The 21,628-nt window shown below is 43.5% G+C and carries 17 protein-coding genes, 2 pseudogenes and 1 other annotated feature; of the genes and pseudogenes, 12 read left to right on the top strand and 7 right to left on the bottom strand.

The window, feature by feature from the left end; genetic code table 11:
• The first annotated feature begins 8 nt into the window (after window positions 1–8).
• On the top strand, window positions 9–329 hold the full coding sequence (gene trpR, locus BDD26_RS03840) for a trp operon repressor (protein ID WP_038269670.1): 321 nt from the start codon (window positions 9–11) through the stop codon (window positions 327–329).
• Between the two features lie 116 nt (window positions 330–445).
• Here the strand turns inward: trpR and yjjX are convergent, their stop codons facing one another.
• Entirely contained in the window at window positions 446–979 is a 534-nt protein-coding gene (gene yjjX / locus BDD26_RS03835) for an inosine/xanthosine triphosphatase (protein WP_038184016.1), read from the bottom strand.
• A gap of 55 nt (window positions 980–1,034) precedes the next feature.
• On the opposite strand from yjjX, the gene gpmB reads away from it, so the two are divergent.
• Entirely contained in the window at window positions 1,035–1,682 is a 648-nt protein-coding gene (gene gpmB, locus BDD26_RS03830; RefSeq protein ID WP_115825592.1) for a 2,3-diphosphoglycerate-dependent phosphoglycerate mutase GpmB, read from the top strand.
• Here the strand turns inward: gpmB and robA are convergent.
• Complete coding sequence (gene robA / locus BDD26_RS03825) at window positions 1,679–2,560, bottom strand: MDR efflux pump AcrAB transcriptional activator RobA (protein WP_038269676.1); 882 nt, start codon at window positions 2,558–2,560, stop codon at window positions 1,679–1,681. The two genes, gpmB and robA, sit on opposite strands and share 4 nt — an antisense overlap.
• A 727-nt stretch (window positions 2,561–3,287) precedes the next feature.
• Here robA and creA point away from each other — a divergent pair.
• Window positions 3,288–3,764 carry a protein CreA gene (creA, locus tag BDD26_RS03820; RefSeq protein ID WP_038269678.1) on the top strand — a complete coding sequence of 159 codons (477 nt, stop codon included), beginning with the start codon at window positions 3,288–3,290 and terminating at the stop codon, window positions 3,762–3,764.
• Between the two features lie 174 nt (window positions 3,765–3,938).
• Here creA and arcA read toward each other — a convergent pair whose 3' ends face one another.
• Window positions 3,939–4,655, bottom strand: coding sequence for a two-component system response regulator ArcA (gene arcA, locus BDD26_RS03815; RefSeq protein WP_038269680.1), 717 nt, complete (start codon window positions 4,653–4,655; stop codon window positions 3,939–3,941).
• 701 nt (window positions 4,656–5,356) lie between these two features.
• Window positions 5,357–5,473: a sequence feature (Thr leader region), on the top strand.
• Between the two features lie 36 nt (window positions 5,474–5,509).
• Between arcA and thrA the strand changes: the two genes are divergently transcribed.
• Genes thrA through thrC form a run of 3 tightly spaced genes read left to right on the top strand, consistent with a single transcriptional unit; the run spans window position 5,510 to window position 10,196 of the window.
• Window positions 5,510–7,969 (top strand): bifunctional aspartate kinase/homoserine dehydrogenase I, encoded by a 2,460-nt coding sequence (gene thrA, locus BDD26_RS03810; protein WP_115825591.1) that lies wholly within the window; start codon window positions 5,510–5,512, stop codon window positions 7,967–7,969.
• 2 nt (window positions 7,970–7,971) lie between these two features.
• The gene (gene thrB, locus BDD26_RS03805; RefSeq protein WP_438364133.1) at window positions 7,972–8,901 is read left to right on the top strand and encodes a homoserine kinase; all 930 of its coding nucleotides are present in this window, start codon (window positions 7,972–7,974) and stop codon (window positions 8,899–8,901) included.
• A gap of 2 nt (window positions 8,902–8,903) precedes the next feature.
• Entirely contained in the window at window positions 8,904–10,196 is a 1,293-nt protein-coding gene (thrC, locus tag BDD26_RS03800; protein WP_115825590.1) for a threonine synthase, read from the top strand.
• Between the two features lie 41 nt (window positions 10,197–10,237).
• Here thrC and yaaA read toward each other — a convergent pair whose 3' ends face one another.
• Window positions 10,238–11,014 (bottom strand): peroxide stress protein YaaA, encoded by a 777-nt coding sequence (gene yaaA, locus BDD26_RS03795; protein WP_115825589.1) that lies wholly within the window; start codon window positions 11,012–11,014, stop codon window positions 10,238–10,240.
• 197 nt (window positions 11,015–11,211) lie between these two features.
• On the opposite strand from yaaA, the gene tal reads away from it, so the two are divergent.
• Entirely contained in the window at window positions 11,212–12,165 is a 954-nt protein-coding gene (tal, locus tag BDD26_RS03790; RefSeq protein WP_115825588.1) for a transaldolase, read from the top strand.
• A gap of 105 nt (window positions 12,166–12,270) precedes the next feature.
• Entirely contained in the window at window positions 12,271–12,846 is a 576-nt protein-coding gene (mog, locus tag BDD26_RS03785; RefSeq protein WP_115825587.1) for a molybdopterin adenylyltransferase, read from the top strand.
• Between the two features lie 116 nt (window positions 12,847–12,962).
• Here the strand turns inward: mog and BDD26_RS03780 are convergent, their stop codons facing one another.
• Window positions 12,963–14,363 carry a glycoside hydrolase family 1 protein gene (locus tag BDD26_RS03780; RefSeq protein WP_115827485.1) on the bottom strand — a complete coding sequence of 467 codons (1,401 nt, stop codon included), beginning with the start codon at window positions 14,361–14,363 and terminating at the stop codon, window positions 12,963–12,965.
• A gap of 79 nt (window positions 14,364–14,442) precedes the next feature.
• Window positions 14,443–15,816, bottom strand: a pseudogene (locus BDD26_RS03775) (PTS transporter subunit EIIC); the annotation flags it as partial.
• Between the two features lie 353 nt (window positions 15,817–16,169).
• Between BDD26_RS03775 and BDD26_RS03770 the strand changes: the two are divergent.
• The 3 genes and pseudogenes from BDD26_RS03770 (at window position 16,170) to BDD26_RS03760 (ending at window position 18,637) form a co-directional block, all read left to right on the top strand.
• Window positions 16,170–16,730, top strand: a pseudogene (locus BDD26_RS03770) (IS1 family transposase).
• A gap of 238 nt (window positions 16,731–16,968) precedes the next feature.
• Window positions 16,969–17,115, top strand: coding sequence for a hypothetical protein (locus tag BDD26_RS19925; protein ID WP_244922829.1), 147 nt, complete (start codon window positions 16,969–16,971; stop codon window positions 17,113–17,115).
• A gap of 244 nt (window positions 17,116–17,359) precedes the next feature.
• The gene (locus BDD26_RS03760) at window positions 17,360–18,637 is read left to right on the top strand and encodes an MFS transporter (RefSeq protein ID WP_115825585.1); all 1,278 of its coding nucleotides are present in this window, start codon (window positions 17,360–17,362) and stop codon (window positions 18,635–18,637) included.
• 103 nt (window positions 18,638–18,740) lie between these two features.
• On the opposite strand, the gene satP is transcribed toward BDD26_RS03760, so the two are convergent.
• On the bottom strand, window positions 18,741–19,313 hold the full coding sequence (gene satP, locus BDD26_RS03755; RefSeq protein ID WP_115825584.1) for an acetate uptake transporter: 573 nt from the start codon (window positions 19,311–19,313) through the stop codon (window positions 18,741–18,743).
• A gap of 347 nt (window positions 19,314–19,660) precedes the next feature.
• Between satP and dnaK the strand changes: the two genes are divergently transcribed.
• A complete protein-coding gene (gene dnaK, locus BDD26_RS03750) occupies window positions 19,661–21,571 on the top strand; it encodes a molecular chaperone DnaK (RefSeq protein ID WP_115825583.1) in 1,911 nt (636 codons plus the stop codon).
• The last annotated feature ends 57 nt before the right edge of the window (window positions 21,572–21,628 follow it).

The following is a 21,628-nucleotide window of genomic DNA, read 5'->3' as shown; positions in this document are numbered from 1 at the left end:
TATAGATTATGACACAAAATCATTTGATTGACCCGGCACTTTCCCCGGAAGATGGCGATGACTGGCTTGCTTTTGTCGAGTTATTACAAACGGCATTTAAACAAAATTTGCAACATCAAATTTTACAGTTATTATTGACACCCGATGAACGTACGGCGTTATCAACCAGAGTTCGGATTATTCAAGAATTAATGCGTGGGCAAATGAGTCAACGCGAACTCAAAAACGAACTTAGTGTTGGGATTGCAACAATCACTCGTGGCTCAAATAGCTTGAAATCAGCACCAGCCCACGTCAAAGAGTGGTTGGAAACGCAGTTACTGAAGTAAACAGTTATGATAATAGCTGTTCTGACGATATCTGTTTTGGCAATGGCGGTTAAATAATCAATAACAGAGGCCATATCATTATGGCCTCCCGCAGTTATGCTATTGTCATTACGCCATTAAGGTTGATTGTTCAATTCTTTATAAATTTCATGATGGATAGGAACGAGAGCCAATATCAGTGCCTGATGGTAAACACTAGTGCGAGTCAGGATGCCATTGGTAAAAAAGCCAATTGCCCCACCTTTCTGTTTGATGTTATCAACACCGGTCAGATAAGCCATTTCGTGACCAAGCTCACGTCCCTCACGAATGCCTTCCAGTACCTTTTCAGGCAGCATCAGACTGGCAGAACGCGATTCACCCCGGATTTGCTTATACTCGATAACCATCCAGGCAAAAGTCATGTCATCTTCGATTCCGGCTTCAACACCGACCCAGAAATCGGCTTCCGGCCGAACCTGACGAGCTGCCATAACCCGATGACGAGCGCCAGTACGAGTTTCGGTATTACCAATTGGCTGTTGAGGGACACTACTGTCTACATTGACATCTTCTATACGGTATGTTCCCGGTCCAAAAACATCATCAAATGCAAGGCTAATCGCTTTTATTTTCGCAGGGTTAGTTGTTGCAGCAATAACATGATACATAATAAATAAGTAATCCTTTGAACTATTTCATGATGCAGTATAACGGAAAATAACTATGTTACAGGTATATCTTGTCCGTCATGGCGAAACAGAATGGAACGTGGCTCGTCGTATTCAAGGGCAATCTGACAGCCCATTGACTGAAATTGGGCGGCGTCAGGCACTCTTGGTAGCACAAAGAATACAGTCAGAGAACATTACACATGTTATCACTAGTGACCTTGGTCGAACACGCGAAACCGCAGAAATTATTGCAAAAGCCTGTGGTTGTGAGGTGATATTAGAGCCGCGCTTGCGGGAAATAAACATGGGCATTCTGGAAAACCGTGAACTGAGTTCCCTGACACAGGAAGAAGAGTCCTGGCGCAAAAGTCTTGTTGATGGAACACCAAACGGACGGATACCAGAAGGTGAATCAATGAACGAGGTATGCAGTCGTATGCGTGCAGCACTGGAAAGCTGCCTTGACCTGCCAACTGGAAGTCGCCCTTTGCTGGTGAGTCATGGCATGGCGTTAGTCAGTCTGATTTTCTCTATTTTGGGATTACCAGCCAATTCTGAACGTCGGCTGCGGCTGAGAAACTGCTCTATCTCAAGGGTGGATTATCAGGATAGCCCATGGCTGGCTTCTGGTTGGATTGTTGAAACTGCGGGCGATATCACACATCTGAATATGCCCGCATTAGATGAACTACAAGGCTAACGCTGAATTGGGATGAGGTACTCAAACTCCACAACATGGCTTTGAGACTCATCCTCCAGCTTCTTCCTTTCAAGATTAGTAAGATAGTATCGCTCGACATCGTATCCCTTCCTGCGAGTGATATTCAGTTGGGGTAAACAAACAGTATAGATATTGAAGAGAAACTCATCGAGATGATCTTCTTTACCAAAATAACTGAATGAAATGTACTCCCCTCCAGGCAAAACAACCGGCTGACTATCTTTGGTGTCAAAAGTCGCATATTCCGGCTCTATTGCAGTGGTATAAAAAACGGTCTGCTCATCTTCATGATCTGTACTGATAGTGGAATGATACAATCCATACAATTTAGGAGGTAAAATTTCAGCATGTTGCAGATAGAAAACCCAAAAGTTATTGCGCATCTCTGTACAGGCTTTCGACCATTGTTCCAGTGTATAGGAGCAGGTATGTTCAGTACCGATAAGTAACTTATCTTCCAACGTCACAAACTTATGTTCAGGTAACGGTTTGTTATTCAACATAATCGGAGGACAAATCCCGGTAGCACACCACTCTTCACTTCGGCGATAAGAGGCTGGTGTCCGGTTGAACTGCTTTTTGAAAGCTCTGGTAAAAGTTTGTTGAGAATCAAAACGATATTGCAGAGCGATGTCCAGAATGGGGCGACCGGTTACACGCAATGCAACGGCAGCCTTGGACAACCGCCTGGCACGAATGTAGGAACCAATAGCCTGTCCCGTAACATCTTTAAACATGCGCTGTAAGTGCCACTTGGAATAACCTGCTTTTGCTGCAACATTATCGAGGGATAGTGGACGATCCAGATTATTATCCAACCAATGCAGCAGATCCCGAATGATGTTGGTTTGATCCATACATCTCCCTAATTCATCAAGACAAAAAGAAAACCATACAATCTTAAGATAACTAAATGTTTAATAAATTTTCAGAATGAAAATATTATATAGATTGATAATTAGCATCTATCATTCCAAAACTCTAAGATGGCTTAAACTACCTAATTTTTTTAATTCACCAGGCATACTGTAGCTTTCACAACACAGTCCTTTGCTCTGTCATGACAGCAACACCTATTGTGACTACCCACAGCAGCTACTTTCATTGCAATTCCTAAATTGACAAACATTCTTTCTGACATAGTAAAAACAGGATATTGTGACACAATCACAACAGATAAAACCTAACACCAAATAAAACAAGACAAATCTTGGAATAAGCTAATGGCAAATCTGATCATTTGTCAAGCTTACCTTTAGGTTCCATTACCAATAATGGTTGGAAAAATTATTAAACAATTTGCCTCTATCAATTTATATTGATGGATGATAACCAACAGTTATACACCATGAAGTTTTCTATAAAGAATGCATGTTTTGTATATCTTTGAGAAAGTATGAGCATCCGTAAAAGCAGATTTAAAACCCGCTCTTTACTCGTTTTAAATGTATATTTAGCTATAATGCCATGTTTTTCTTCATAGATACATTAACTTTGAAAATGCCTTTACAAAAACCATTGATTCGCATTATATGTCAATGATAGATATTTTCACCGTGTTTATTTAATTAAAGTGGACTAAATATGGTAACAATTAAGAAAATAGTGTTTGCTGTTGCCCTACTCTGTTCTCCGGTGATCCTGCACGCCGAAGAGATCGGATCTGTTGATACGGTGTTCAAACTTTTTGGGCCAGATAACAAAATAGTGATAGAGGCCTTTGATGATCCCGATGTTAAAAATGTAACTTGCTATTTAAGCAGAGCTAAAACAGGTGGAATTAAAGGCGGTTTAGGATTAGCAGAAGATACTTCTGATGCCGCGATCTCCTGTCAGCAGGTCGGGCCAATCGAACTGGCAGATAAGATCCTTAATTCACCGAAAAAAGGGCAAATCGTTTTCCAGAAAAGAACATCTTTGGTATTTAAAAAACTTCAGGTTGTCCGTTTTTACGATCAAAAACGTAATACTTTGATCTACTTAACCTATTCCGACAAAGTCATCGATGGTTCACCTAAAAATGCTATCAGTGCCGTACCAATTATGCCGTGGAAAGAGTAGAACAACCGACAAAACCGCAGCCTAAAAAAAGAATAGTTATTAAAAAGCCCTGAACTCCCTTAAGTATTCAGGGCTTTTTTATTGATATTGTATTTTTAAGATAAAGATTTTTACAAATACAATAAATTAAAAATATAATAAATCAAAAAACAATAACCAGCAGGAACAAATTGATTAGTCTTCCAGATCGCCACAGAAACGATAGCCTTCACCATGAATGGTGGCAATAATTTCTGGGGTATCCGGTGTCGATTCGAAGTGTTTACGAATTCGACGAATAGTGACATCCACAGTACGATCATGTGGCTTCAGTTCACGCCCGGTCATTTTTTTCAACAGATCTGCACGAGTCTGAATTTTTCCCGGATTCTCACAGAAGTGGAGCATCGCACGAAACTCACTGCGTGGCAGCTTATAGTGATCTCCCATTGGATTGACCAGTGAGCGACTATTGATATCCAATTCCCAGCCATTGAACTTATAACTTTCAACTTGACGGCGTTCTTCACCTGAATGGCTCAGATTCATAGTACGGGAAAGCAGGTTCCGCGCACGAATAGTTAACTCCCGCGGATTGAAAGGTTTGGTGATGTAGTCATCAGCACCAATTTCAAGCCCAAGTATCTTATCCACCTCATTATCACGCCCAGTTAAGAACATCAGGGCAACATTTGCCTGCTCACGTAATTCACGGGCAAGAAGCAGCCCATTTTTGCCTGGCAGATTGATATCCATAATCACTAAGTTGATATCGTTATCTGACAAAATATTGTGCATTTCTAAGCCATCATTGGCTTCATAAACAATATACCCTTCAGCTTCAAAAATACTCTTTAAGGTATTGCGTGTGACAATTTCGTCTTCAACAATCAAAATGTGCGGGGTTTGCATGGTTGCTACCTAAAATCGCTAAAAAAACAGAACCTGTATGACATAAGCTGCTATTATTAAAAGAAAAAACCCTATTCTCGCTCTAGATCACAGAAAACGCAGCTCATGTCTAAAAAATGTTGTTGATATGTTTTACGCTAAAAGCATTTGTTGCTTCTCTCTGAGGGTACATACCCGAAAAACCCATCTCAGCAGGGGCTATATTAGTCTATTAACAGCAATATAACAGCTAGTAATGCATTTGCCCTCTAAAAAAACCAACTTTTGTTGATACATATCAAAATCAATTGTAGCACGTCAACATTATTTGTAATTGTTAATTTAAAATTAACCAATTTGTTATTGCATTGGAAAATTTATGTTAACAATTTGCTATATTGCCTCTAATGCTTAGAGAGATCAACCCAACACTTAAATGTTAAAATTAGCGTGTTTTATCATAAAGATTAAATAATTACAAAATATGTTTTTCATAAAATTAAATGCTAATAAAAATATTTCAAACCAGATAATGGCTCAATTTTCGAATCATATTTTGAACGATTACAACACAGAAAATGATGCCTTTTTCCACGATGATTTTAAAAATTATTTGACTTCAACCACAGTTTCCTTTAACCAATAGGGGGCGAACAGAATAAAAAGACAGACAGGAAACCATGCGCTACATCAGCCCGAAAAATACAATTACTGCAAACACAGTTACGGCTAAAACAATCACTACGATTACCACCGGAACCACGAGTTACGGTGCGGGCTGACGCGTACAAATAAAATAGTAAAAAGCCCGTATCCCACAAGATACGGGCTTTTTTTTGACGCTTTTTTAACAGAAAGTCAGGAGAGAAATACCAATGCGAGTACTAAAATTTGGGGGCACTTCAGTCGCAAACTACCAACGCGTACTGAGTGTGGCCGATATCGCTGAAAGTGAACTATCCCTTGGGCAAGTCGCCCTAGTTCTTTCTGCACCCGCTAAAATTACAAACCATTTGGTAGCAATGATAGCCAAAACGGTTGCAGGACAAGACATTGTTTCTAATATGAGCGATACCACCCAAATCTTTACTGATTTGTTGTCGGGATTAAAAGAACATCAGCCAAATTTCTATTATGGACATCTGAAAGGTGTTATGGAGCGTGAGCTTGCTAATCTAAAGCAAATCCTGCATGGTATTTCTCTGTTAAAACAGTGCCCGGACAGCATTAATGCAGCCCTGATTTGCTGTGGTGAAAAATTATCCATTGCTATTATGTCTGCCGTACTACAAGCTCGTGGACATAAAGTATTTGTTATCGATCCGGTTAAAAACCTTCTTGCTCACGGACACTATCTCGAGTCCACTGTTGATATCCACGAATCCACCAAACGTATTGCAGCACTGAACATTCCTGCTGACCATATTATCCTGATGGCAGGCTTCACTGCGGGTAATGATAATGGTGAACTGGTTGTTCTTGGGCGTAATGGTTCCGATTATTCGGCCGCAGTGCTGGCAGCATGCTTACGTGCGGATTGCTGTGAAATCTGGACTGACGTAGATGGTGTTTATACCTGTGACCCGCGGTCTGTCTCTGATGCCCGTCTATTGAAAAGCCTGTCCTATCAGGAAGCAATGGAACTTTCCTATTTTGGTGCTAAAGTCCTTCATCCCCGCACTATTGCGCCTATCGCTCAATTCCAAATCCCTTGCCTGATTAAAAATACCGCCAACCCTGATGCAGCTGGAACGTTCATTGGTGAAGGGCAAAAAGACGAAAGTATGCTTATCAAGGGCATTACTAACCTGAATCATATGGCAATGATCAACGTTTCAGGCCCCGGCATGAAAGGTATGGTCGGCATGGCAGCAAGAGTATTTGCCGTTATGTCCCGCTCAGGCATTTCTGTTGTACTGATTACACAGTCTTCATCGGAATACAGCATCAGTTTCTGCGTACCACAAAAAGAGTTGAACAGAGCACAAAAAGCACTGACAGAAGAATTTTATCTGGAATTAAAAGATGGTGTGTTTGATCCCATTGATGTGATAGATAACCTCGCCATCATTTCTGTGGTTGGTGATGGAATGCGTACACAACGCGGCATCTCTGCCCGTTTCTTCTCAGCATTGACCCGTGCCAATATTAACATCATCGCTCTTGCTCAGGGTTCATCGGAACGCTCCATCTCCGCAGTCATTGACAATGATGCTGCGACAACGGCGGTTCGTCTCTGTCACCAAATGCTGTTTAATACCGCTCAAGTGGTTGAAGTGTTTGTTGTCGGTGTGGGTGGTGTGGGCAGCGCGTTAATTGAGCAAATCCGCCGCCAGCAATCATGGCTGAAACAAAAACATATTGATCTACGCGTATGCGGTATTGCCAACTCGCGGGCTATGCTGACAGATATGCAGGGAATCAGTTTAGATAACTGGCAACAGACTCTGTCAGAAGCCAGTGAGCCTTTCAGCCTGAGCCGGTTGATCCGGCTTGAAAAAGAGTATCATCTCCTGAACCCGGTGATTGTGGACTGTACATCAAATCAATCCATTGCCGAACAATATGCCAGCTTCCTGAGCGATGGCTTCAACGTTGTCACACCGAATAAAAAAGCCAATACACTTTCAATGGCCTATTACCGAGAAATCCGTCAGGCTGCGGAAAAGTCGAAACGCAAGTTCCTGTATGACACCAACGTAGGCGCAGGATTGCCTGTCATCGAAAACTTGCAGAATTTGCTGAATGCCGGGGATGAGTTAGTTCAGTTCAACGGTATCCTGTCAGGCTCTCTGTCTTATATTTTCGGTATGCTGGATGAAGGAATGACACTTTCACAAGCAACGTCGCTGGCAAAAGAAAAAGGCTTTACGGAACCCGATCCACGAGATGATCTATCAGGCATGGATGTTGCACGTAAGCTATTAATTCTGGCCCGTGAATCCGGCTATGAACTGGAGTTGGAAGACATTCACGTCGAGCCCGTTTTACCACCATCATTTAATGCCAGTGGTGATGTCAACGATTTTCTGCAACGTTTACCACAGCTGGATCTGGAATTTAATCGCCGGGTTGCAGATGCCGCAGCGCAAGAAAAAGTGTTGCGCTATGTCGGTATCATTGAACAAGGCCGTTGTATGGTGAAAATTGCCGCAGTCGATAGCAATGATCCGCTTTATAAAGTCAAAAATGGCGAAAACGCACTGGCTTTCTATACCCGTTATTATCAACCAATCCCACTGGTGCTGCGTGGCTACGGGGCAGGGAACGATGTGACGGCAGCAGGAGTTTTTGCTGATATATTACGCACTCTGTCATGGAAACTGGGGGTTTAATGGTGGTCAAGGTTTATGCGCCTGCCTCTATCGGTAACGTTGGGGTTGGGTTTGATGTGCTTGGCGCGGCAGTTTCTCCTGCTGATGGTTCACTGCTTGGGGATTGTGTCTCTGTAAGTGCAGCAGAAAGTTTTACTTTAAATAACGAAGGGAAATTTATCGGCAAACTACCTGAAAATCCCAAACACAATATTGTCTACCAATGTTGGCAGCTCTTTTGCCAGCGACTGGGTAAAAAACTTCCTGTTACCATGACACTGGAAAAAAACATGCCGATTGGCTCTGGATTAGGTTCCAGTGCCTGCTCAGTAGTTGCCGCATTAGTGGCATTAAATGAGTATGCAGGTCGTCCTTTTGAGCGCAGCCAATTATTGAACATGATGGGAGAATTAGAAGGACGAATTTCCGGTAGTGTGCATTATGACAATGTTGCACCGTGCTATTTAGGTGGGCTGCAATTAATCCTGGCTCAGGAAGATAGCGTTTGTCAGTCAATCCCCGCTTTTGATGATTGGTTGTGGGTGATGGCATACCCCGGCATCAAGGTTTCGACATCAGAAGCACGCGCAATTTTGCCTGCTCACTATTCCCGCAGCGATATCATTAACCATGGCCGTTATTTTGCAGGATTTATTCACGCCTGCTACACCCAACAATCTGATTTAGCGGCCAGATTGATGAATGATGTTATTGCCGAACCTTATCGCACACAGCTTTTACCCGGTTTTGCCAGCGCACGTGACGGAGTAAAAAAACTGGGTGCTCTGGCATGTAGCATCTCTGGCTCCGGCCCGACATTATTTGCGATTTGCAATGAGATGGCGATAGCGAAACAAGTGGCCCAGTGGCTGCAACAACATTACGTACAGAATGACGAAGGTTTTGTTCATATTTGCCGTCTGGATCTCGCAGGCGCACGACAGGTAGGGTAACAATGAAATTATATAACTTAAAAGACAATCACGAACAGGTCAGTTTTTCACAGGCAGTTAAACAAGGATTGGGGAAACAACAAGGATTGTTCTTCCCGCAGGATTTACCTGAATTCAGTCGTACCGAAATTGATGAATTATTAAAACTGGATTTTGTCAGCCGCAGTCTGCGTATTCTTTCTGCGTTTATTGGCGATGAAATTCCCACTGAACAACTGGCTGAACGCGTTAAAAATGCTTTTGCTTTTCCTGCTCCCGTATCAACTGTCGAAGATGACATCGCTTCACTGGAGCTTTATCACGGCCCGACACTGGCTTTCAAAGACTTTGGCGGCCGTTTTATGGCTCAGATCCTTGCACAAATTGCAGGAGAACAACCGGTCACTATTTTGACTGCGACTTCCGGTGATACCGGAGCGGCTGTCGCTCATGCCTTTTATGGTTTAGACAACGTACAGGTAGTTATCCTCTATCCAGAAGGAAAAATCAGCCCATTACAGGAAAAACTGTTCTGCACATTGGGTGGCAATATTCACACTGTCGCTGTTCAAGGCGATTTTGATGCTTGTCAGGCGCTGGTTAAACAATCTTTTGATGATGAAGAACTGAAAAAAGCTTTACACCTCAACTCTGCAAACTCAATTAATATCAGCCGCCTACTGGCACAAATTTGCTATTACTTTGAAGCCGTTGCACAAATCCCGGCAGAAAAACGCGAACAGTTGGTAATTTCCGTGCCTAGCGGCAACTTCGGCAATCTGACCGCGGGCTTACTGGCAAAATCAATGGGATTGCCGGTAAAACGTTTTATCGCAGCAACCAATGTTAACGACACCGTTCCCCGTTATCTGGCAGAAGGCACATGGCAACCAAACCAGACCGTTGCCACTCTCTCCAATGCGATGGATGTCAGTCAGCCAAATAACTGGCCGCGTATTGAAGAACTTTTCTGTCGCAAAGGCTGGTCATTCAGTAAACTGGGCAATGGCGTTGTAGATGACAATATCACCCAAAGCACAATTCAGGAATTAGCCGCCAAAGGCTATATTTCTGAACCTCATGCTGCCGTTGCTTACCGGGTATTACGGGATCAATTGCAGAAAGGCGAGTACGGACTGTTTTTGGGAACGGCTCATCCAGCCAAATTCAAAGAAAGTGTGGAAGCTATCCTCGGCCAGCCATTGCCGTTACCACAAGAACTGGCAGAACGCGCAGATATGGCATTGTTATCCTACGTCCTGCCCGCTGATTTTGCCGCCTTACGCGAATTTCTGATGGAAAGAGCACCGAAATAAGTAGCATTTGTCACTCCACAATGACTGTGGAGTGACCTTTATCAAGGCTGTTCAGAGCGTTTAAACACCAATTCATTGCGTCTGGAAAGAGATTCATCAAAAGCATATCCTTCCAGATTAAACTCCACCAACCGTGCTGGATCGGTCAGTTGGTTCTGAATAATAAAGCGACTCATTAATCCACGAGCTTTCTTGGCATAGAAACTAATAACTTTATATTTACCATTTTTTTCATCCAGAAAAACCGGCTTGATCATGTTGGCTGACAGCTTTTTGGTATTTACCGATTTGAAATATTCATCAGAAGCCAAATTAATCAGAACATCATCACCTTGTTGCTCCAGTGCAGCATTCAGATTTTCCGTAATACGATCCCCCCAGAATTTATATAAATCTTTACCACGGGGGTTTTCCAGTTTGATACCCATTTCCAAACGATAAGGCTGCATCAGATCAAGAGGACGCAAGACCCCATACAATCCAGATAAAATTCTCAAATGAGTTTGGGCAAAATCAAAATCGGCATCTGAGAATGTTTCTGCCTGCATACCAGTATAGACATCCCCTTTGAAAGCAAGGATCGCCTGACGAGCATTTTCCGGTGTGAAACCGGGTTTCCATTCACCAAAACGGGCTGCGTTCAATCCCGCGAGTTTATCACTGATACCCATCAGGCTACCGATTTGTGCTGTTGTTAATGTGCGGCAGACGTTGATTAACTGTTTTGACTCCTCCAGCAAAGCTGGTTGACTATACTTTTCTGTTGCAAGCGGGCTTTCATAATCGAGCGTTTTGGCTGGTGAAATAGTAATAAGCATGATTCTGTTCCAAGTTTCTGAATGGTTTTCTCAATAATCGAGGTTTTTCCACTTCAATTTAGCAAAATTAACCTGATAAAGGGGAATAACAGCGATAGAATTTTCCGACCTGACGAGCTGAGCTTGACCATGCTATTATCACAAGATGGCGAGGCAACTGTGCCAAAGATTTTACGTATAACGATGAGATATTAACCATGACCGATAAACTGACTTCCCTGCGTAAACTGACAACAGTAGTAGCAGATACCGGGGATATCGCGGCAATGAAATTGTATCAGCCGCAAGATGCAACAACTAACCCCTCCCTGATTTTGAATGCTGCACAGATCCCTGAATACCGCCAACTGATTGATGAAGCCATTGAATGGGCACGTCGTCAAAGCGATTCCCGTGAGCAACAAATTATTGATGCCGGCGATAAATTGGCAATTAACATCGGTCTGGAAATTCTGAAACTGATCCCTGGCCGCATTTCCACTGAAGTTGATGCCCGTCTCTCTTATGACACCGAAGCCAGTGTCGCGAAAGCAAAACGTCTGATCAAACTGTACAACGAAGCGGGTATCGGCAATGACCGCATCCTGATCAAACTGGCTTCCACCTGGCAAGGTATCCGCGCTGCGGAGCAACTGGAAAAAGAAGGTATCAACTGTAACCTGACTCTGCTGTTCTCTTTTGCACAAGCGCGTGCCTGTGCAGAAGCGGGCGTTTACCTGATCTCCCCATTTGTTGGCCGTATCCTTGATTGGTACAAAACGAATGGCGATAAAAAAGAGTTCGCACCACACGAAGATCCGGGTGTCATTTCTGTTTCTGAAATTTACCAGTATTACAAAGAACATGGTTACAGCACGGTTGTTATGGGAGCAAGCTTCCGTAATTCCGGTGAAATTCTGGAACTGGCTGGCTGTGACCGACTGACTATCTCTCCTGCATTACTGAAAGAACTATCTGAAACAAAAGGCGAAGTTGAACGTAAACTGGGCTATGAGGGCGAAGTTAAACCTCGTCCAGCTCCAATGACTGAAGCTGAGTTCTACTGGGAACACCATCAGGATGCGATGGCAACCGAAAAACTGGCGGAAGGTATCCGTAAGTTCGCTATTGATCAGGCTAAACTTGAGAGCATGATCGCTGACCTGCTGTAATCCTGGACAGTACGCTATTTTTTCTTCTATAAAGGCGACATAATAGTGTCGCCTTTTTCACTGTTTTTTGCTGTTTTTATTTTTTGACTGTTAATTGAGGTTCGTATGGATGTATTACGCATTGGCCTCGTATCTGTTTCTGATCGTGCTTCAAGCGGTATTTATCAGGACAAGGGCCTGCCTGCACTGGAAGAATGGCTAGGGAAAGCGGTAACCACTCCTTTCAGTATCGAAACCCGACTGATCCGCGATGAGCAAATCCTGATTGAGCAGACTCTGTGTGAATTAGTCGATGAATTGGGCTGCCATCTGGTACTGACTACCGGAGGAACAGGCCCTGCCCGCCGTGATGTGACACCAGATGCAACATTAGCAATTGCTGATCGTGAAATGCCCGGATTTGGCGAGCAGATGCGTCAAATCAGTCTGCAATTTGTGCCAACAGCGATTTTGTCTCGTCAGGTCGGTGTGATCCGCAACCAGGCGTTGATCCTTAACCTGCCCGGACAACCAAAAGCCATTGCAGAAACGCTGGAGGGGTTGAAAGATGACAGCGGCAAGGTTTTAGTACCGGGGATTTTTGCTAGTGTGCCCTATTGTATTCAACTGTTGGATGGCCCTTATATCGAAACTGATGAAACCATTGTGGCCGCTTTCAGACCCAAAAGTGCCCGCCGTTAATCCCTGCTCTCCTGTGTTCAGTGGCTGATTTTCGGCTATCAGTTAGCCAGAAAACACATATTAAAAGGGTTCTGAATAAAATCAGAACCCTTGAGAAAAGAAACCGGCCTCACGCACTAACTCAAATTCAGACTGTCACCATGAGTTTCAATCACCTGCTTGTACCAATAGAAGCTTTTCTTACGGCGTCGTTCCAGTGTTCCTGTTCCCTGTTCATTCTGGTCAACATAGATGTACCCGTACCGCTTGGAAATCTCGCCTTTTGAAGCACTGACCAGATCAATCGGCCCCCAGCTGGTGTATCCCATAACCTCCACCCCATCTTCAATTGCCTCCCTGACCTGCACAAGGTGGTCATTAAGATAACGAATGCGATAATCATCCTGAATACTGCCATCAGCTTCCACGGTATCTTTGGCTCCCAAGCCATTCTCAACAATAAACAGTGGCTTCTGATAACGATCCCACAATAAATTGAGTAAAATACGCAAACCGACCGGATCTATCTGCCAACCCCACTCTGAACTGGGCAGATGTGGGTTCGGGATCATATTCAGGATATTACCCTGTTTTTTCTGATATTCAGATTCATCCCCTGACGCACAGCCACTCATGTAATAACTGAATGAGATGAAATCAACCGTATTGTGCATTTCCTGCTTATCTTGTTCAGTTATCGTTACCTCAATGCCATTTTCGCGGAAATAGCGCAGCATATAGCCGGGATAAGCACCACGACACTGTAAGTCACCGAAAAACAGCCACTTCTGATTTTGCTGGAGAGTTGCCAGTACATCATCCGGTTTACACGTCAATGGATACATCAGATCACCCAATAACATATTGCCAATTTTGGCATCAGGGATAATCTGATGGCACAGTTTCACCGCACGGGCACTGGCTACTAATTGGTGGTGGATGGCCTGATAGATCTCTGATTGTGTGCTGTTTCTAGGTAATCCGACTCCTGTTAGCGGTACATGCAGTGACATATTGATTTCATTGAATGTCAGCCACAATTTTACTTTTTTCTGATAACGAGTGAAAACCGTGCGGGCGTAGTACTCAAAAAAATCGATCAGCTTGCGATTACCCCATCCACCGTATTTTCTGACCAATGCCCACGGCATTTCATAGTGGGACAACGTGATCAATGGCTTAATCCCATGTTTCGCCATTTCATCGAATAACTTGTCATAGAATGCCAGCCCTGCTTCGTTAGGCTGCGTTTCGTCGCCTTGAGGAAAAATCCGGCTCCATGCAATGGACGTACGCAAACAGGTAAACCCCATTTCAGCAAACAATGCGATATCTTCGGGATAACGATGATAAAAATCGATAGCAATATCTTTAAGATACTGTGTGTTATCACCCTCTCGCTCAGTGACAGGTCCCATAATACCCTGTGGTTGAACATCGGATGTTGAAAGCCCTTTTCCATCGGTTAAGTAAGCCCCTTCAACCTGATTGGCAGCAACTGCACCACCCCATAGAAAATGTGTTGGGAACTGTTTCATACGGATCTCCTCTTTGGGCACATGATGAATAATGATGTCAGTGGCATCTTTCATCCTTATTTTCTTTTGTGGAGAGTTTGGTTGAGGCAGGAAGCCCGAACAACCATGTCAATAAAGTTGCAATGACAAAAGCCAGCGCAGTACCAATAAGCGCGCCCCATACCGTATTATTGATACCCGTTGGTGGAATAAGCTGAGTAAAAGTAAGAATATTAACCAGCCCCAATGAATAGGCTGCGCTTTGGGAATAACCAACCACTGAACCGCCAATTGCTCCAGCAACACAGCCAAAAATAAACGGGCGTCGATAAGGTAAAGTCACACCATAAACCGCAGGCTCAGTAATACCAAATATCCCGGTGGTTACGGCCGAGCCAGATAACATTTTCAATTTAGCATCGCGGGTACGCAGGAACACACCAAAGGCCGCTCCTGTTTGTCCTATCACGGCGGGAAGTATCAAAGGCATCAACGTATCGTGACCAACAATAGTTAGATTATTGATAGTAATAGGAATAAACCCCCAATGCAGACCAAAAATGACACAAATTTGCCATACTCCTCCCGTAATTATCCCTGCCAGTACCGGAGCGAATCCATAAGCAATTTGGTAACCTTGAGCCAGCAACTGGCTTAACCAAGTCGCCGTTGGTCCAATGACAAGAAATGTAAGAGGGACAATCAACATAAGGCAAACAAGGGGGGTAATGAAGTTCTTGATTGCAGCAGGAAGATGAGCATTTAATGCCTTTTCAACCTTGCAGTTTGCCCAAGAGGCCAGAATAATCGGGATCACTGAAGAACTGTAGTTCAGGAAGGAGAGTGGAATACCCATGAAATACTCAGTTGAACCACCAGCCACTGTCGATGCTTTAAAGGCAGAGATGATCATGGGATGAACTAATGCACCACCAATACCCATCGAAATAAAGGGATTACCACCAAATTTTTTACCTGCTGTATAACCGAGCACCAGTGGGAAAAAGTAAAACAGAGAATCGCTGGCAGCATACCAAACATGATAAGTCCCACTGTCGAAAGACATCCATTTCAGAGTAACAGTAACCGCAAGCAATCCTTTTAAGATACCAGCCACCGCCATAACCCCCAAAAATGGGCTGAAGATACTGGAAACTATATCAATGAAGTGGTTAAAAAGGCTGTCTTTCTTACTAGCTGAGTCTGATGTGACTTCTACCTCATCAGGAGGAGTTAGTGCTTGTTGAATTGCCTGATAAACATCACTTACTTCATTACCAATGACTACCTGAAACTGCCCCCCACTTTCAATAACTGTCATAACATCTGACTGAGCTTTTAGCCTACCGATATCAGAAAGTGCACTATCCCGCAGTTTAAATCGCAGCCGGGTCGCACAGTGGACAAGACTGACAATATTCTCTTGCCCACCGACAGCCGCAATAATTTCCTGGGCCAGTAGTTGGTACTTCATGCTATTTCCCCATTTTTTCCATAGACAGACCGGGAAGTGCAAGACGGTGAATTTTATTCAGGCAAAAAAACTGACAATCCTCCCTTGCATACCATGCGGGGAATTATTGTCAGGTGTCATATCCTAAAGATTTTCAAGTGACGCAGCTGACAAAAACTGCAACTTGAACGACAACAGGTATACATCCTGTTACCATTAAAAGCAGTAATAATTCACTTTTCGATATTAGTTACTTTTAGTTACCACTCAAATTTCGAATAATAGAAGTGTGACTGTGATCGCGAAGCTCTATTATAAGTCACGTATAAATAGTTAGTTGCTGTGATATGCTTCCGGCTTTTTAAGGATGAAGCATGGCCAAAGTTGATGTCTATTACTGTTATTGTCACAAACCAGAATATGTCAAAGGACATGGAAAAGGAAATGGCGGACATCCTCGTTATCGCTGCTATACCTGCTGTAAGGTCTTTTAGCTGGAATACACCTATCAAGCCTGCAAACCCGGTGTTAAAGAGCAGATTGTCGACATGGCGATGAATAACGGGGGAATTCGTGACACCGCTCGAGTCCTGAAAGTCGCAACAGCCACCGTCATGAAAACGTTAAAAAACTCACGTCCCGAAACGTAACGACACTTCCCCTTGATGGAAATAACATTCAGCTCACGTTTTAATATTCGGTTTTACTGCACGGATAACTATGCTGTTTATGACAGTCTTCCCGAGGAAAAGCGCCTGACTGGAAAGACGTTTACCCAACGTATAGAGAGAACGAATTTAACGCATCGTACCCGAATCAAAAGGCTGAATAGAAAAGCCATGGGTTATTCAAAATCTGAGGAAATGCACGATAAGGTGATAGGAACTTTTATTGAACGTGAGCATTATTTTTTAACGCCCAATCTAACTATTTAATACATGACCGTCTCTTTGGGGTATCCACGGGAATGGCGGAGGAATGGAAGAGATTCTTACTTGGTACAACTAGACGAGTTGCTGAAACACACTAACGAGTATCGCTGACTATTCTGACAAATAAGGGCTGAAATACTATGGCAGCCGTCGCGCATGGTACTGCACCTAACCGGTTAACCACAGTGATTTTGTCCTCCACGTTTCCGGTACTGTTTTTCCCTGTTATGGGAAACGCAATGTGGGAGAAAAAAAAACTACCCGACGCAATATTGCCCAATTACAAGAAGATGGTTATTTCGTGATTGATCCCGCCTGGCACGAGAATTTTGACACCTCATTGCAACGTATGGTGGGTCAAGTTGCCAATCGAATACTGGCAACTTGAAAAATAAAGGAGATAAATCATCACAATAAATAAAGAACGCTTAAATCAAATCTATCGATTATCAGAAACTTTTTATCACCAAAATCTATTGATTAACAAAAAAATTCCATTACAAAAATTACAGAATAAATGTCTTTTAATATTGAATAAATTTTGCTTTTTCATTTATTAAGGTCTGATAGAGTCATAATTCTTACTTTATGATTTATGAAAATCCCATTTTATAACTATAAATCGGTACATTATGTCAGAACATCAAAATCGTTCACTAAACAAACAGGATTATAAGACTCTATTTTTAGCTTCTTTAGGTGGAGCTTTAGAGTTTTACGATTTCATTATCTTCGTCTTTTTTGCCATCGTGCTTGGTGAGCTTTTTTTCCCAGCTGATATCCCTGAATGGCTCCGGCAATTGCAAACCTTTGGCATTTTTGCTGCCGGATATCTGGCCCGTCCCTTAGGTGGAATCATCATGGCACATTTCGGTGACCTGATTGGACGCAAAAAAATGTTCTCCCTCAGCATCTTGCTGATGGCTTTACCGACGCTAAGTATCGGATTGCTGCCAACTTACGACACAATCGGCATTACTGCCCCATTACTATTATTACTGATGCGGATTATGCAGGGAGCCGCAATTGGGGGTGAAGTCCCCGGAGCATGGGTATTTGTAGCGGAACATGTTCCCCATAAATATATCGGCCTTGCCTGTGGAACGCTCACCGCAGGACTGACTCTCGGCATTTTGCTTGGTTCTTTGATAGCAACAGCAATTACTTCGGCTTATACCAGACAAGAAGTTTTGAACTGGGCATGGCGCGTCCCTTTCTTCCTTGGTGGCATTTTTGGCTTGTTTGCTATGTATCTGCGCCGTTGGTTACATGAGACTCCGATATTTAAGGATATGCAGGCACGTAAAGCATTAGCGGAAGAACTGCCCCTAAAGTCTGTGATCCTGAATCATAAACGTGCAATCACTGTTTCCATGTTGCTGACATGGCTTCTTTCGGCGGGTATTGTGGTTGTTATTTTAATGACACCAAGCTATATGCAGACCGTTTTCCATCTGGAACCATCAATGACGCTGAAAGCCAATAGTTTGGCAATTATTTTCCTTTTTATTGGCTGTATATTAACCGGGCATTTATGCGATAAATGGGGTGCAAGCAAGGTATTACTGGCTGGTAGCCTGCTGTTGGCTGCCGCAACATGGTTTTTCTATCACAATATCAGTGATGAACCCATCAGACTCTTCAGTGCATATGCTATCGCAGGTTTCTCTGTTGGTGTTGCAGGAGCAGTGCCTTTCGTTATGGTTCAAAGTTATCCACCTGAAATCCGGTTCAGTGGCATTTCATTTTCATATAATCTGGCCTACGCCATTTTTGGCGGATTAACTCCGATTGTGATTACTCTGTTAATGAAATATACCTCATTAGCCCCAGCGTACTATATGCTGACATTGTCTGTCGTGGGGATATTCTTGGCTCTTTATTTGGATAAAAGAACCACATTAGATTAGCAAGACACTAATACAATCATTAAGACAAAAAATATAAGATAAAAAAACAGGATGAGTGCGGTAACTCATCCTGTTTTTTATTAATCAGCCAATGATGCTGAGATTAAGCATGTTTTCTTTCACCAATTGGTAAAATAGTACGCCCATACTGTTCGTTCAGAACTTCGGCCATAGCCAGATAGAAAGCACTGGCACCACAAATGACACCTTCGAAACCTGCAAAAGTCAGAATACTGGCATTACCGGTAATGTTGCCAATCGCCAGCAATGCAAACAGCAGTGTCAGGCTACCGAAGATAAACTGCAAAGTGCGGTTAGCTTTGAATGTTCCAAAGAACATGAACAGGGTGAAAATACCCCACAAAGCGAGATAAACGCCAAGGAACTCATGGCTGGTTGCTTCCGCCAGCCCCATTGTTGGCAGGAACAACAGGCCAATCAGACTAAGCCAGAACATACCATAAGAGGTAAACGCAGTTGCACCAAACGTATTCCCTTTTTTGTACTCAATGATGCCAGCCAATACCTGAGCCAAACCACCATAAAAAATTCCCATACTTAAAATGGCAGATGCCAATGGGAAAAAACCTGCGTTATGTAAATTCAACAACATTGTTGTCATGCCAAAACCCATCAAACCCAATGGGCCTGGATTAGCCAACTGATTAGAATTCATAATTCCCCTAAAAAAACTGATAAAAAAAATACTAAAAAATTTCTCATGACATATTTCTATGCCAGAAAATCATAAAAGGCGGCGGATCATAATGTGATGGCATCAACTACACAATGACCCCAAAAAAATTTTTTTATTAAATCTCAATTTTTTTTCAATCAGCCCCTTGATGATGAGATGAATGACCCCATTTAAGTCTCAACTACAGTTACTACTGACGTTTCAGCAACAACTGAAAACATAATATGAGGAATTTCTGGCTGATCGTGCCATTGAAAAGAAAACATTCGTCCTCATATAGCTTAGTAACTTGACCGAATATATGAATTCTTTGTGGAGGCGTTTAGATGGGTAAAATCATTGGTATCGACTTGGGAACTACCAACTCTTGTGTGGCAATTATGGACGGCGCAACAACTCGTGTGCTTGAAAACAGCGAAGGTGATCGAACCACTCCTTCAATCATCGCATATACTCAGGATGGTGAAACTCTGGTTGGTCAACCAGCTAAACGTCAGGCTGTTACTAACCCGCAAAATACTCTGTTTGCTATCAAGCGCCTGATTGGCCGCCGTTTTCAGGACGAGGAAGTTCAGCGTGACGTTGCTATCATGCCATACAAAATCACCAACGCAGACAACGGTGATGCATGGCTGGAAGTAAAAGGCCAGAAAATGGCACCTCCTCAGGTTTCTGCTGAAGTTCTGAAGAAAATGAAGAAAACCGCAGAAGATTATCTGGGTGAACCAGTAACAGAAGCAGTTATCACTGTTCCTGCTTACTTCAATGATGCACAACGTCAGGCAACTAAAGATGCTGGCCGTATCGCAGGTCTGGAAGTTAAGCGTATCATCAACGAACCAACTGCTGCTGCGCTGGCTTACGGTCTGGACAAAGAAGTGGGTAACCGCACTATCGCAGTTTACGATTTAGGTGGCGGTACTTTCGATATCTCTATCATCGAAATCGACGAAGTTGATGGCGAAAAAACTTATGAAGTTCTGGCAACCAACGGTGATACCCATCTGGGGGGTGAAGACTTCGACAGCCGCTTGATCAACTATCTGGTTGATGAATTCAAGAAAGAACAAGGCATCGATCTGCGTAATGATCCGCTGGCTATGCAGCGTCTGAAAGAAGCCGCAGAAAAAGCAAAAATCGAACTGTCTTCCGCTCAGCAGACTGACGTGAACCTGCCATACATTACCGCAGACGCGACTGGTCCTAAGCACATGAATGTTAAAGTAACCCGTGCGAAACTGGAATCTCTGGTTGAAGATCTGGTTAAACGTTCTATTGAGCCACTGAAAGTCGCACTGAATGACGCTGGCCTGTCTGTATCTGACGTTCAAGATGTTATTCTGGTTGGTGGTCAGACTCGTATGCCAATGGTACAGAAAGCCGTTGCAGACTTCTTTGGTAAAGAACCACGTAAAGATGTCAACCCAGATGAAGCTGTTGCCATGGGTGCAGCGGTTCAGGGCGGGGTATTGGCAGGGGACGTGAAAGACGTTCTGCTGCTGGACGTAACTCCACTGTCTCTGGGTATCGAAACCATGGGCGGCGTGATGACTGCGCTGATTAATAAGAACACCACTATTCCAACCAAGCATAGCCAAGTGTTCTCTACAGCAGAAGACAACCAGTCTGCGGTAACTATCCACGTACTGCAAGGTGAACGTAAGCGTGCCAGCGATAACAAATCTCTGGGTCAGTTCAACCTTGATGGTATTCAGCCAGCAATGCGCGGAACTCCGCAGATCGAAGTTACTTTCGACATTGATGCTGACGGCATTCTGCACGTTTCTGCGAAAGACAAAAACTCTGGTCGTGAGCAGAACATCACCATCAAGGCATCTTCCGGTCTGAACGAGGAAGAAATTCAGCAGATGGTACGCGATGCAGAAGCAAACGCAGAAGCTGACCGTAAGTTCGAAGAACTGGTTCAGATCCGTAACCAGGCTGATCAGCTGATCCACGGTACTCGCAAGCAAGTTGAAGAAGCTGGCGACAAACTGCCAGCAGATGACAAGACTGCAATCGAAAAAGCGGCTTCTGAACTGGAAACAGCGGCGAAAGGCGAAGATAAAGCTGAAATCGAAGCGAAGATTCAGGCTCTGGTTGAAGCATCCCAGAAACTTCTGGAAATCGCACAGCAACAAGCTCAGGCGGGCGCTGCTGACGCCGGTACAGGCAACGCGAAGAAAGACGACGACGTTGTAGACGCTGAATTCGAAGAAGTTAAAGACAAAAAATAATAGCCCTTAGCGGGCAAAGTAACAGGGCGCCTGTTACTTGTTAACTGGCACGGGCGT

This window comes from Xenorhabdus cabanillasii, from assembly GCF_003386665.1.
Taxonomy (GTDB): domain Bacteria; phylum Pseudomonadota; class Gammaproteobacteria; order Enterobacterales; family Enterobacteriaceae; genus Xenorhabdus; species Xenorhabdus cabanillasii.
This window is presented reverse-complemented; position numbering and strand designations above follow the sequence as displayed.

Coding starts and splice junctions, on each gene's coding strand:
- trpR (WP_038269670.1), top strand. CDS start 9: ATGACACAAAATCATTTGATTGACCCGGCACTTTCCCCGGAAGATGGC.
- yjjX (WP_038184016.1), bottom strand. CDS start 979: ATGTATCATGTTATTGCTGCAACAACTAACCCTGCGAAAATAAAAGCG.
- gpmB (WP_115825592.1), top strand. CDS start 1,035: ATGTTACAGGTATATCTTGTCCGTCATGGCGAAACAGAATGGAACGTG.
- robA (WP_038269676.1), bottom strand. CDS start 2,560: ATGGATCAAACCAACATCATTCGGGATCTGCTGCATTGGTTGGATAAT.
- creA (WP_038269678.1), top strand. CDS start 3,288: ATGGTAACAATTAAGAAAATAGTGTTTGCTGTTGCCCTACTCTGTTCT.
- arcA (WP_038269680.1), bottom strand. CDS start 4,655: ATGCAAACCCCGCACATTTTGATTGTTGAAGACGAAATTGTCACACGC.
- thrA (WP_115825591.1), top strand. CDS start 5,510: ATGCGAGTACTAAAATTTGGGGGCACTTCAGTCGCAAACTACCAACGC.
- thrC (WP_115825590.1), top strand. CDS start 8,904: ATGAAATTATATAACTTAAAAGACAATCACGAACAGGTCAGTTTTTCA.
- yaaA (WP_115825589.1), bottom strand. CDS start 11,014: ATGCTTATTACTATTTCACCAGCCAAAACGCTCGATTATGAAAGCCCG.
- tal (WP_115825588.1), top strand. CDS start 11,212: ATGACCGATAAACTGACTTCCCTGCGTAAACTGACAACAGTAGTAGCA.
- mog (WP_115825587.1), top strand. CDS start 12,271: ATGGATGTATTACGCATTGGCCTCGTATCTGTTTCTGATCGTGCTTCA.
- BDD26_RS03780 (WP_115827485.1), bottom strand. CDS start 14,363: ATGAAACAGTTCCCAACACATTTTCTATGGGGTGGTGCAGTTGCTGCC.
- BDD26_RS03760 (WP_115825585.1), top strand. CDS start 17,360: ATGTCAGAACATCAAAATCGTTCACTAAACAAACAGGATTATAAGACT.
- satP (WP_115825584.1), bottom strand. CDS start 19,313: ATGAATTCTAATCAGTTGGCTAATCCAGGCCCATTGGGTTTGATGGGT.
- dnaK (WP_115825583.1), top strand. CDS start 19,661: ATGGGTAAAATCATTGGTATCGACTTGGGAACTACCAACTCTTGTGTG.